This window comes from Pseudomonas sp. TE3911, from assembly GCF_054062775.1.
Genome location: NZ_JBSSFP010000001.1, coordinates 1,833,993 through 1,846,047 on the forward strand (window position 1 = coordinate 1,833,993; position 12,055 = coordinate 1,846,047).

The following is a 12,055-nucleotide window of genomic DNA, read 5'->3' on the forward strand; positions in this document are numbered from 1 at the left end:
CAATGAGGGCTAAGCTTACGCACGCTTTTTGCCAGGATGGGTTGGGCCGATTGAAGACTGAAACCGATGCACCCGTTGCCGTACCGTCGAACCGCATCCAAGACCTGCTGGCTGGCTTATCCATCGCGGGTTTGCTGCTGCCGGAAGCCGTCGCCTATTCCAGTATCGCCGCGCTGCCGCCCCAGGCCGGGGTGATCGCTTTATTTGCAGGCCTGGTGTGCTACGGCCTGTTCGGCACTAGCCGCTTTGCGATTGTTTCGGCTACCTCGTCGTCGGCGGCCGTTTTGGCGGCGGCGACGGCGAGCCTGGCGGGAGATGACCCGGCACTGAGGCTTTCCCTGGCCTTCGGGCTGGTACTGCTCACCGGGGTGTTTTTCCTGTTGGCCGGCCTGTTGAAACTTGGCGGCGTCACTTCGTTTATCGCCAAGCCCGTGTTGCGTGGCTTCGCCTTCGGCCTGGCGCTGACCATCATCCTCAAGCAATTGGCCAGTGTGGTGGGCGTGCACCTGACCGATAACAACCTGATCCGTTTTCTGCCGCAGTTGCTGGAGCAGCTACCGCGTTGGAACTGGCCTGCGGCGCTGGTGGCGGGGCTGGCGTTGCTGGTGTTGTGGCTGTGCGCACGCTTCCCGCGTCTGCCGGGTGGTCTGGTGGTCGTGGTGCTCGGCATCGCTGCCGGGCAGTACCTGGACCTGCAGGCCTATGGCGTGGCGCAGATCGGCATGATCGACCTGCGCCTGGAGCTGGGGCATTTGCCGATGCTGCCGTTTGCCGACTGGCTGCGCCTCGGGGAATTGGCGTTTGCGCTGGTGATGGTCCTGTACGCGGAGTCCTACGGCTCTATCAGTTCGTTCGCGCTCAAGCATGGCGACCGCGTGTCCTCCAACCGTGACCTGCTTGCGCTGGGAGTGGCCAACCTGGTCTCCGGTCTGTTCCACGGCATGCCGGCCGGTGCCGGGTATTCGGCGACGTCGGCCAACGAGGCGGCCGGCGCCTATTCGCGCCTGGCGGGGATTGTCGCGGCGCTGGTGATATTGCTGATCGTGCTGACGGTGCTGCCCTATGTCGCGCTCACGCCGGAGCCGGTGTTGGCGGCCGTCGTCATCTATGCCCTGGGTCGAGGCTTGAGTTTGCAGCCGCTGGGGCGTTATTTCCTGTGGCGCCGCGATCGCGTGCTGGTGATTTGTGCGGTGGCGGCGGTGCTGGTGCTGGGCGTGCTGGATGGTTTGCTGCTCGCGGTCGCAATCAGTGTGATGTTGATGCTGCGCCAGATGTCGTCGGCCGACATTCAAGTGCTGGGCCGCCTGGGTGACAGCCATGACTTTGTCGACCGCCTGCACCATGCCGATGCCCTGGCCGTCCCGGGGGTATTGATCGTGCGGCCCAGCGAAGCGCTATTTTTTGCGAATGCCGAGCGCATCCTGGGCGCGGCCTTGCGCCTGATGCGTCATTCCCAGGCGCAGGCGGTAGTGTTGAGCCTGGAAGAATCGCCGGACCTCGACGGCACCAGCATCGAAGCGCTGGCGGCTTTTTTTGCGCAAGTACACGGGGAGGGCAAGCGCCTGGTACTTGCCCGCGTGCGGCATGACGCGCGCGAGGTGTTGCAGGGGCTGCCCGAAGCATTGGCGTCCCATGTGCTGCTCAGTGGCTTGAGCGTCGATGGCGCGGTGCAGCTGGCGCTGGAGGTGAGCAAGGCGTGACGCGTGGGGATTGCTCCAAATAGCGGTGGGTCAGTGGCAGATGCGTCAACTGACTCGCCCATCGGGGGCAAGCCCCCTCCCACATTTGGAGCGGTGTCTTCAGCCAGCTCATCTTCAGGATCAGACGGTGGTGCGGTTGAAGGTATAAGGTCGCCCGTTGCGGTCAAAGCTGTGGGAGGGGACAAGCCCTCTCTCACATTTGGATCGGTGTCTTCAGCCAGCTCACCTTGAGGATCAGACGATGGTGCGGTTGAAGGTATAAGGTCGCCCGTTGCGGTCAAAGCTGTGGGAGGGGGCAAGCCCCCTCCCACATTTTGATCGGTGTCTTCAGCCAGCTCACCTTGAGGATCAGACGGTGGTGCGGTTGAAGGTATAAGGTTGCTCGTCGCGGCCAAAACTGTGGGAGGGGGCAAGCCCCCTCCCACATTTGGATCGGTGTCTTCAGCCAGCCCACCTTGAGGATCAGGCGGTGGTGCGGTTGAAGGTATAAGGTCGCCCGTCGCGGTCAAAACTGTGGGAGGGGGCTTGCTCCCGATAGCGGTGGGTCAGTGACAGAGGGATCAATTGAATGTGTTTATATTCCAGGCATAAAAAAACGCCGCGTATCTTGCGATACGCGGCGTTTTTGTTACATCAACACCTTAGGCTTGAATCACCGGGATGTTGGCGCTTGCTGCGATCTTGCGGAACTCAGCGATCTGGTCGAAGTTCAGGTAGCGGTAGACGTCGCTGGCCATGGTGTCCAGTTTCGCCGCGTAGCCCATGTACTCTTCGACGGTCGGCAGGCGACCCAGGGTGGAGGCTACTGCCGCCAGCTCAGCCGAGGCCAGGTAGACGTTGGCACCATCACCCAGACGGTTAGGGAAGTTACGGGTCGAGGTCGACACAACAGTCGAGTTCGGTTCTACACGTGCCTGGTTACCCATGCACAGCGAGCAGCCCGGCATTTCCATGCGCGCGCCAGCCTTGCCGTAGATGCCGTAGTAGCCTTCTTCGGTCAGTTGGTGAGCGTCCATCTTGGTCGGCGGCGAGAGCCACAGACGGGTAGGCAGCTGACCCTTGACCTGCTCCAGCAACTTACCGGCAGCGCGGAAGTGACCGATGTTGGTCATGCACGAACCGATGAACACTTCGTCGATCTTCTCGCCGGCAACACTCGACAGCAGACGAGCGTCGTCCGGGTCGTTTGGTGCGCAGAGGATCGGCTCGTTGATTTCGGCCAGGTCGATCTCGATGATTTCGGCGTATTCCGCGTCGGCATCGGCTTCCATCAGCTCTGGGTTGGCTACCCAGGCTTCCATCGCTTGAGCGCGACGTTCCAGGGTGCGTGCATCGCCGTAGCCTTCGCCGATCATCCAGCGCAGCAGGGTGATGTTGGAGTTCAGGTACTCGGTGACGGACTCTTTCGACAGCTTGATGGTGCAACCGGCAGCCGAACGTTCGGCCGAGGCGTCGGACAGCTCGAAAGCCTGTTCCAGCGTCAGGTCGTTCAGGCCTTCGATTTCCAGGATGCGGCCGGAGAAGGCGTTTTTCTTGCCTTTCTTCTCGACAGTCAACAAACCGGACTGGATCGCGTAGTAAGGAATGGCATGAACCAGGTCACGCAGGGTGATGCCAGGTTTCATTTTGCCTTTGAAGCGCACCAGGATCGATTCCGGCATGTCCAGTGGCATTACGCCAGTGGCTGCGGCGAACGCGACCAGACCGGAACCGGCTGGGAACGAGATGCCCATCGGGAAGCGGGTGTGGGAGTCACCACCGGTACCGACGGTATCCGGCAGCAGCATGCGGTTCAGCCAGCTGTGGATGATGCCGTCGCCTGGACGCAGCGATACACCGCCACGGGTCATGATGAAGTCAGGCAGGGTGTGGTGGGTGGTCACGTCGATCGGCTTTGGATAAGCCGCGGTGTGGCAGAAAGACTGCATTACCAGATCGGTCGAGAAGCCCAGGCACGCCAGGTCTTTCAGTTCGTCACGGGTCATAGGACCGGTGGTGTCCTGGGAACCCACGGTGGTCATCTTCGGTTCGCAGTACGTACCTGGACGAACGCCTTTGCCTTCCGGCAGGCCGCAGGCCTTGCCGACCATTTTCTGGGCCAGGGTGAAACCCTTGCCAGTGTCGACCGGTGCTTCAGGCAGCTTGAACAGGTCGGTAGGGCCCAGACCCAATTCGGCGCGAGCCTTGTCGGTCAGGCCACGGCCGATGATCAGCGGGATACGGCCGCCGGCACGAACTTCGTCCAACAGGACCGGGGTCTTCATTTCGAAGGTGGTCAGGACTTCATCGGTGCCGTGTTTGCAGACTTTGCCAGCATGAGGATACAGGTCGATGACGTCGCCCATGTTCATGTTGGTCACGTCGAATTCGATTGGCAGTGCGCCAGCATCTTCCATGGTGTTGTAGAAGATCGGAGCGATCTTGCTGCCGAAGCAGAAACCGCCGGCACGCTTGTTCGGTACGTAAGGTACGTCGTCGCCGAAGAACCACAGTACCGAGTTGGTAGCGGATTTACGCGAAGAGCCGGTACCGACCACGTCACCGACGTAGGCGATCGGGAAGCCTTGGCCGCGCATTTCTTCGATCTGCTTCATCGGGCCGGTCTTGCCTTGCTCGTCCGGCACGATGCCTTCGCGAGCCATTTTCAGCATGGCCAAGGCGTGCAGCGGGATGTCAGGGCGGGACCAGGCGTCCGGAGCAGGGGACAGGTCGTCGGTGTTGGTTTCGCCGGTGACCTTGAATACGCGCAGGCTGATCTTGTCGGCCAGGGTAGGGCGGTTGCGGAACCATTCGCCGTCAGCCCAGGACTGGATTACGGCTTTAGCGTGCTCGTTGCCGTTGCGGGCTTTTTCGGCAACGTCGTGGAACGCGTCGAACATCAGCAGGGTGTGCTTGAGTTGGGCCGCGGCGACAGGCGCCAGCTCGGCGTCGTCCAGCAGCTCGACCAACGTCACGATGTTGTAGCCGCCTTGCATGGTGCCGAGCAGTTCAACAGCGCGTTTCTTGTCGATCAGGGGGGAAGTGGCTTCGCCCTTGGCCAGGGCAGACAGGAAACCGGCCTTGACGTAGGCAGCTTCGTCAACACCAGGTGGAATGCGGTTGGTGATCAGGTCAACGAGGAATTCTTCTTCGCCGGCTGGAGGATTTTTCAGCAGCTCGACCAGGCCTGCGGTTTGTTCGGCGTTAAGCGGCTGGGGAACAATACCCAGGGCTGCACGCTCTTCGATATGTTTGCGGTAGGCTTCAAGCACAGTTATTACCCTCATCAGTGGTCCCACGGGACGCTCATCCAGAAATGAACGGCACGCATGCGCTCGGGGGCTTTTTGGGCCGCAAAGCCAGCGCTGCCGGCATTCCTCACAGAAGCTGCTTTCAAAGTTTTACGCCTGCAGAACGGAGCTGATGAGGGTTGGCGCGGTTGTTGACCTACCGGGGTCAAGTCCGCGCCAACACCGTTCTGAAGGAACGACTGTGCTCGTGACGCTTTGAAAACAGCTTCCAGCGGATTATTGGCGCCTTACAAGGCCGGATGATTCTACGGCAAAAAATTTCTAAAGGTAAGTTGCCATGGCAAGTTTGCTGGGTGATCAACCTTAGACAAAGGGCTAACATGGCGCACTGTTTCGCTGATTTGCGTGTCATTGCCCATGTCCAACCAAACCATCAAGACCCCCTGCGTCGGCCTGTGCTCCACAGTTTACGGCGATCTGGTGTGCCGTGGCTGCAAGCGCTTCCACCACGAAGTAATCCTGTGGAATGGCTATAGCGAAGAAGAAAAACGTGCGGTATGGCTGCGCCTGGAGCAACTGCTGGTGCAGGTGATGGCCGGCAAACTGGAGATTTTCGACCCCAAGACCCTGCGCGGTCAGTTGGAGCAGCGCAAGATCCGCTTCGTGCCGCACCAATCCGAGTACTGCTGGGCATACCAGTTGATTGCGCGCGGTGCGCGGGTCATCAATAACCTGGAGGCGTACGGCATGGTGCTGTTGCCGGAGTTTCGTGAATGGGCGTTGCCGGAACTGCGCGATGCCATCGACCGTGAGTTCTTTATCCTGTCCGAGGCCCACTACCAGCGCTATATCGCCCCAGGGTTCCTCAGGGATGCGCTCTCTACCTGACGGCAAAAATCGGAATGTGGGAGGGGGCAAGCCGCCCCCCACATTGGACGTCGGTTATCTGGAGGATAGGCGTCAGGGTTTGGTGACCAGCTCTTCCAGGTGATCCATCAATGTCTGCGGCTTGAGCACCAACACATCACTTTCCACAGCATCCAGCACCACCTCCGCCGTGTTGCCGATCAGTGCACCGGAAATTCCGGTGCGCGCTACGGTACCGATGATGGTCACTGCTGCCTGCCACTTGTGCGCCGCGAATGGAATCAGCACATCCGCCGGGCCTTCCTCGATATGCAGGTGCGCGTCGTCCACGTCGAACTCAGCCTGGAACGCCTGGCACTGCTCGCGGTAGCGCGCTTCGATGGTTTCCTTGAGTTGGAACGTCGGGTCCGCCGCTGACAGCATCGGCGACGGATGGGCGCTGATCACATGCAGCTGCGCCTTGGCGAGGCTGGCGATGTCGAAGCCATGATCAATGATCGAATTGTGCAGCGAACGGTGCTCGCTGTCGGTATTGCCCACATCAATTGCTGCCAGGATCACCCCGCCAGCCCATGGCGTGGACGTCTTGACCAGCAACACTGGTGTCGGGCAAAAGCGCAGCAGCTTCCAGTCCGCCGGTGTCAGCAGCGCCTTTTTCAGCGGGCTGTCGGGAAAATGTTGCTTGATCACCAAACCGCAGCCCTCAGCCTGCTGCACATCAATGATGGTTTCATGCAGGCTGGCATTCCACGCCTGTTCGGTGGTCACGCTGTAGCCATCCTCCTGCAATCCCGCCTTGAGCAGGCTCAACAGCGCCGAATGCTCATGGTTTTTATCGCAGACCAGCAAGTGCAGGTGCGCGCCGGTAACCTCGGCGATCAGCTTGGCGCGCTTGAGGGCCAGGCTTTCCGAATGCTCGGGCTCGATGACCACCAGGATACTGCGGATGGCTTGCATGGTCGGGATCTCCAAAAGAGTGGGCGTGGAATAACTATAGTTGCTGCCCGGCAGCCGTCATGTTGATGCACATCAAGGCCGGTGGCTGGTGGTCTGCGGCGTGGTCGGTATAATCGCCGGCCTTTTGTGATCCTTTTGCCCGTGAGCCCGATGAACCTGCCAGAAATCCACGAATTCCTCGGTTGCCGCACCCCCGACGCCTGGGTCCAGGCCGCGTTGGCCGATCAGGAAACGCTGCTGATCGACCACAAGAACTGCGAATTCAAGGCCGCGAGCACCGCCTTGAGCCTGATCGCCAAGTATCACGGCCATGTCGACCTGATCAACATGATGTCGCGCCTGGCCCGCGAAGAACTGGTGCACCACGAACAGGTCATGCGCCTGATGAAAAAGCGCAAGATTGAACTGCGCCAGTTGCACGCCAGCCGTTATGCTTCGGGCCTGCGCAAAGTCGTGCGCAACCATGAGCCAGTGAAATTGGTGGATACGTTGGTAGTCGGGGCGTTTATCGAGGCGCGCAGTTGCGAGCGTTTCGAAGCGTTGGTGCCGCATTTGGACGAAGAACTCAGCAAGTTCTACTTCGGCCTGCTGAAAAGCGAGGCGCGGCATTTCCAGGGTTACCTGAAGCTGGCCTACCAGTATGGCGATGCAAAGGATATCGCTCAGGTAATCGAGCGGGTGAGGGCGGCCGAGCAGGAATTGATCGAGTCACCTGACGTCGAGTTTCGCTTTCACAGTGGTGTGCCGGCCTGAGGCGACGGCCACGCCGATCAGTGCGGTGATCCCGGTCAGCAGCAGGATCACCGTTTGCGTGCCCAAGGGCGCTGCCAGCACGGCAATCACCAGGCCGGCCAGGGGCTGTGGCAGGTTATTGAGTAGGGTGATCATGCCGACGGTCTTGCCAAAGTCCTCTACCGGGATGACCTGCTGGCGCACGCTGCGCATATAGACGCTGTACATCTTGTCGAAGCCTATAACCAGCAGGAAGCCAAGGCTGTAAGCCCACAGGCTGGGGCTGACCGCCATGATCAGCGCGCCCACAGTGATCAGTCCGTAAGACACGCCGCCGAGGCGTTTTAACGGCAAGGTCGTGCGCGACAGGTAGAACAGAATCACGATAGTCACCAGCGCACCTGCCGCTTGCAGCAGCGCGTAGGCATCCTTGTCGGCGTTGAAATCGCCAGTGACCATGGCGGCGGAAGTGGCCAGGGTGGCGCCAATGAGCAGGTTCACGCCCACCGTCAGCGCAATCAGGCGTTTCAACCCCGGCAGGTTGCGGATATGCGCGACGGCGATGCGCAGCGGTTGCAGCCAGATATCACGGTGCTGCTGATGGGGCTGCGGGTTGACTGAGGTGTTACGTTGCCACGCGCGCATCGCCAGGTCTGCCAACACGAACAGCCCTGCAACCCCCAGCACTACCCAATGCCAGGCCCACACCTCCAGCATCAGCGCGGCCAACAACGGCCCCAGTACCAGGCCGGATTGGTCGGCGATCTGGGAGTAGGACAACGTCTTGGCATAGCTGTATTGCGCAAAGATATGCGGCATCAGCACCTCCCGGGCCATGATGCCTTGGGTGGTCAGCACCCCGCATAGCGCGGACAGCAGCACCAGCCAGTAGATACCGTCGAACATCCCGTAAAGCGCCACAGCCACCACACAGGCCAGCGCCCGGTAGACCTGGCTGATATGCAGGATACGCACGGGCGAATACTTGTCGCACACGGCGCCGCACACCGGGAAGGCCAGGAAGCGTGGCAGCGACTCGATAAAAAAGGCCAGGCCCGCCCACGACGCACTTTGGGTGGTTTGAAATACGATCAGCGGCACGATAAACAACAGGATCTGATCCGCCAGACGCGACAGGAACAGCGAAACAAAGAACGCCAGGTAATCCTTACGCATACAACTCCCTGTGATTGGCGTTAAAGAATGCAGGCTATTTGTAAAAAACTCTTAAAAACATGAAGCTTCAGCGACGCCCGTTGGCTATCTGCTTCAGTTGCCCAGCTTGCCACCTATAATGCCGCCTCTTCAATCCGCGTGCGCGCACTGAGAACGTATGGAAAACCTGGGTCAGGGTAAGGTTCTGCTTGTTGAGGACGACGAGAGGCTGGCGGGGCTGATCGCGCATTTTTTATCACAACATGGCTTCGAGCCTCGCGTGGTACACCGAGGTGATGAAGCCTTGGCGGCGTTCCTGGCGTTCAAACCGAAAATGGTCGTACTCGACCTGATGCTGCCGGGCCAGAGCGGCCTACAGGTGTGCCGCGAGATTCGCAGTGTGTCCGACACTCCCATCGTGATCCTCACCGCCAAGGAGGATGACCTGGACCATATCCTCGGCCTGGAATCCGGCGCCGACGACTACGTGATCAAACCGATCAAACCGCCGGTGCTGCTGGCGCGCCTGCGTGCGCTGCAACGCCGCCAATTGCCGGAGCCTACCGTACGCGGGGCGCTGGCGTTCGGTCGGTTGGCCATCGACCGCAGTTGCCGGGTCGTCAGCCTGGGGGACGAAAAGATCGACCTCACCACCATGGAGTTCGAATTGCTGTGGTTGCTGGCCAGCAACGCCGGCACCATTCTTTCCCGCGATGACATTCTCAACCGCATGCGCGGCATCGCGTTCGACGGCCTTAACCGCAGCGTCGACGTCTACATCAGCAAACTGCGTGGCAAACTCAATGACAACCCACGTGAGCCGGTGTGTATCAAGACGATCTGGGGCAAGGGGTATCTGTTCAATCCGTTTGCTTGGGAGGTCTAGATGCTGCGCTTATACATGCGCCTGTACATCATCCTCGCGCTGGGGTTGGCGGGGGCGATTTGGCTGGTCAACTACACCTTTGATGAACTGCTGCCCGAAGCCAACGAAACCTATAATCGCGAAGCCATGCGTGGCCCGGCGTACGGTCTGGTGGAGCAGTTGCGCCCGTTGCCAGCCGATGCGCGCCCGGCGCGGCTGGCCCAATTGCAGCCACATTATGGTTTGCTGCTGAAACTGGTCCAGCGTGATGAATTGGCCCTGACCCCCCGTGAACAACAATTGTTGGCGGCCGGCCACTTGGTAGTGCGTGGCGATTTCATGGAGTTCATCGCCTCGGTCGACAGCGGTCCACAACTGCTCGAAATCAAACTGCCGGCAGAGCCGAAATGGCTATACCTGTGGGCCTACAGCCTGCTGGGTCTGTGCCTGGCGGTAGTGCTGTATTTCTGGGTGCGTCCGCATTGGCGTGACTTGGAGCACATCCGTCTGGCCGCACAACGTTTTGGCGACAACGACCTCGGCTCGCGCATCCTGCTGCCGCGCCGCTCCACCGTGCGCGAGCTGGCCGGGCACTTCAATCAGATGGCCGAGCGTATCGAGAGCTTGATCGCCAACCAGCGCGAACTCACCAATGCGGTGTCCCATGAGCTGCGTACGCCAATTGCACGATTGTCGTTTGAACTCGACCAACTCAAGCAGCAGGCCGACCCGCGTCAGCGCAGCGAATTGATCGCCGATATGTACGCCGACCTGGGCGAGCTGGAGGAAATGGTCTCCGAACTGCTGACCTACGCCAGCCTGGAACGCGGCGCGACCCAGGTCACTCGCGAGCGCATCGAAGCCCATAGCTGGCTCGACAGCGTGATCGGTAGCGTGGCCCTGGAGGCGGAGGCGGCGGGCATACACCTGTCGTTGCGCACCTGCGAAGTGGACGTGATCCAGATCGAGCCGCGTTTCATGGCGCGAGCGGTGATCAACCTGCTGCGCAATGCCATCCGTTACGCCGAGCACCGTGTGGACATTTCACTGATCAAATTCGGCAACGGTTATGAAGTGCGGGTATGTGACGACGGCCCGGGTGTACCCGAGGAGAGCCGGGCGAAGATCTTCCAACCGTTTATGCGCCTGGATGCCAGCCGTGATCGCCGTACCGGCGGCTTCGGCCTGGGCCTGGCGCTGGTGCAGCGAGTGTCCCAATGGCATGGCGGGCAGGTGCATGTGCAGGATTCGGAGCGGGGCGGGGCGTCGTTTCGGATGACGTGGGCGAATGCTGAATAACGTTTATGAACACGATGAAGGTCAAATGTGGTGGAGGGCTTGCTGTGGCTGAGCAAGCCCTTCATCACAGGGTGGGCTCGTGTCCGGCTTTAATGGTCCAGCGCACTCAACACTGCATGGGCGACTTTCACCCGCTCTGCATTCGGGTAGTTCTTGTTCCCCAGAATCACCACCCCTAATCCCTTGCTCGGCACGTAGGCCACATAGGCGCCAAAACCATTGGTGGAGCCGGTCTTGTTCACCAGCGTGTTGGCGTGGGGCGCTTGGGCAGGGGTTAGCCAGTTCACCTTGTGCGGCTCCATGGCCATTGGTGTGGAGTTGCCGTCAGTCAACGCATCGAGCGTGATGGGATAAGGGTACATTTCCCAGCCCAGCCCTTGGGTCATGCCGTCGACGGTGTAGTAGCCGGTATGAGTGATGCTGACCGCGCGTTGCACGGCGCTTTCCAGCTTCGCCGGGTTCATGTTGGCTTGCATATATCGCAGCAAGTCCGAGGCGCTGGTCTTGATGCCGTAAGCCTCACTGTCCATGGCGCCGGGGCCGACGCGCACCGGTTTGCCATCCTTGCCGTAGCCTTGTGCGTAGAGGCTCATCTGACTCGGCGGCACCTTGACGAAGGTGTGCTTGAGCCCAAGTTTGGGCAGCAGGGTTTTTTCCATCGCCTGATCGAACGGTTGCTTGAGGCTCTGCGCCGTCAGGTAGCCGAACAGGCCCAGGCTCGGGTTGGAATACAAACGCTGGGTGCCTGGGGCGAAGTTGGCCTTCCACTGCTGGAAGTAGCTGATCATGTGCTGATTGTTGTCAGCCTCCGGTGGAAATTGCAGAGGCAGGCCGCCGGCGGTGTAGGTGCCGAGGTTAAGAATGCTGATGTGATCAAACTTGCCGCCACCCAAGGCAGGCAGGTAGTCGCTGGCCGGGGCCGAAAGCTTGAGTTTGCCGGTGGCCGCCGCATAACCGGCGAGGGTGGCGGTGAAGGTTTTGCTCACCGACCCGACTTCGAACAGGGTGTTCTCGCTGACGGGCTGCCCCGTCTCCTGGGACGCGACGCCGTAGTTGAAATAGTGCGCTTTGCCGTCCTGAACCACGCCGACCACAAGACCGGCAATGGACTGTTGCTGCATCAGCGGCTTGACACTCGCGTCCACCACCGCCTGCAGATCGGTCGCGGCCAGGCAGTGGCCGGTAGCGACAAGGGCGGCTACCGCCGTGAGATTGCGCATGCCTGAGAACATAGATAGGGGCATGAGAGT

9 protein-coding genes are annotated in these 12,055 nt (G+C 60.4%); 5 read left to right on the forward strand and 4 right to left on the reverse strand.

Annotated features, from left to right (window positions below; translation table 11 throughout):
• The first annotated feature begins 50 nt into the window (after positions 1-50).
• Entirely contained in the window at positions 51-1,700 is a 1,650-nt protein-coding gene (locus tag ACVWXD_RS08400; protein ID WP_457370856.1) for a SulP family inorganic anion transporter, read from the forward strand.
• A gap of 641 nt (positions 1,701-2,341) precedes the next feature.
• Here the strand turns inward: ACVWXD_RS08400 and acnB are convergent.
• A complete protein-coding gene (gene acnB / locus ACVWXD_RS08405; RefSeq protein WP_032887185.1) occupies positions 2,342-4,951 on the reverse strand; it encodes a bifunctional aconitate hydratase 2/2-methylisocitrate dehydratase in 2,610 nt (869 codons plus the stop codon).
• Positions 4,952-5,347: 396 nt separating this feature from the next.
• On the opposite strand from acnB, the gene ACVWXD_RS08410 reads away from it, so the two are divergent.
• Positions 5,348-5,818: a DUF1289 domain-containing protein gene (locus ACVWXD_RS08410; protein WP_181643311.1), complete on the forward strand. Its 471-nt coding sequence runs from the start codon at positions 5,348-5,350 to the stop codon at positions 5,816-5,818.
• A gap of 72 nt (positions 5,819-5,890) precedes the next feature.
• On the opposite strand, the gene ACVWXD_RS08415 is transcribed toward ACVWXD_RS08410, so the two are convergent.
• Entirely contained in the window at positions 5,891-6,754 is an 864-nt protein-coding gene (locus tag ACVWXD_RS08415) for a universal stress protein (RefSeq protein ID WP_032887183.1), read from the reverse strand.
• Between the two features lie 150 nt (positions 6,755-6,904).
• Between ACVWXD_RS08415 and miaE the strand changes: the two genes are divergently transcribed.
• The gene (miaE, locus tag ACVWXD_RS08420) at positions 6,905-7,507 is read left to right on the forward strand and encodes a tRNA-(ms[2]io[6]A)-hydroxylase (RefSeq protein WP_032887182.1); all 603 of its coding nucleotides are present in this window, start codon (positions 6,905-6,907) and stop codon (positions 7,505-7,507) included.
• Here the strand turns inward: miaE and ACVWXD_RS08425 are convergent.
• Entirely contained in the window at positions 7,463-8,662 is a 1,200-nt protein-coding gene (locus ACVWXD_RS08425; RefSeq protein ID WP_457370857.1) for an MFS transporter, read from the reverse strand. The two genes, miaE and ACVWXD_RS08425, sit on opposite strands and share 45 nt — an antisense overlap.
• Positions 8,663-8,819: 157 nt before the next feature.
• On the opposite strand from ACVWXD_RS08425, the gene ACVWXD_RS08430 reads away from it, so the two are divergent.
• Together ACVWXD_RS08430 and ACVWXD_RS08435 are read left to right on the forward strand one after the other, a co-directional pair.
• Positions 8,820-9,527, forward strand: coding sequence for a winged helix-turn-helix domain-containing protein (locus tag ACVWXD_RS08430; protein WP_457370858.1), 708 nt, complete (start codon positions 8,820-8,822; stop codon positions 9,525-9,527).
• Positions 9,528-10,805 (forward strand): ATP-binding protein, encoded by a 1,278-nt coding sequence (locus tag ACVWXD_RS08435; RefSeq protein ID WP_032887179.1) that lies wholly within the window; start codon positions 9,528-9,530, stop codon positions 10,803-10,805.
• An 89-nt stretch (positions 10,806-10,894) separates the two neighbouring features.
• On the opposite strand, the gene ampC is transcribed toward ACVWXD_RS08435, so the two are convergent.
• The gene (gene ampC / locus ACVWXD_RS08440) at positions 10,895-12,049 is read right to left on the reverse strand and encodes a class C beta-lactamase (protein ID WP_457370859.1); all 1,155 of its coding nucleotides are present in this window, start codon (positions 12,047-12,049) and stop codon (positions 10,895-10,897) included.
• Between the last annotated feature and the right edge of the window lie 6 nt (positions 12,050-12,055).

What these genes read in the sequence shown, in the direction of transcription:
- ACVWXD_RS08430 (WP_457370858.1), top strand. Translation starts at nt 8,820, where the DNA reads ATGGAAAACCTGGGTCAGGGTAAGGTTCTGCTTGTTGAGGACGACGAG.
- ampC (WP_457370859.1), bottom strand. Translation starts at nt 12,049, where the DNA reads ATGCCCCTATCTATGTTCTCAGGCATGCGCAATCTCACGGCGGTAGCC.
- ACVWXD_RS08410 (WP_181643311.1), top strand. Translation starts at nt 5,348, where the DNA reads ATGTCCAACCAAACCATCAAGACCCCCTGCGTCGGCCTGTGCTCCACA.
- ACVWXD_RS08425 (WP_457370857.1), bottom strand. Translation starts at nt 8,662, where the DNA reads ATGCGTAAGGATTACCTGGCGTTCTTTGTTTCGCTGTTCCTGTCGCGT.
- miaE (WP_032887182.1), top strand. Translation starts at nt 6,905, where the DNA reads ATGAACCTGCCAGAAATCCACGAATTCCTCGGTTGCCGCACCCCCGAC.
- ACVWXD_RS08415 (WP_032887183.1), bottom strand. Translation starts at nt 6,754, where the DNA reads ATGCAAGCCATCCGCAGTATCCTGGTGGTCATCGAGCCCGAGCATTCG.
- ACVWXD_RS08435 (WP_032887179.1), top strand. Translation starts at nt 9,528, where the DNA reads ATGCTGCGCTTATACATGCGCCTGTACATCATCCTCGCGCTGGGGTTG.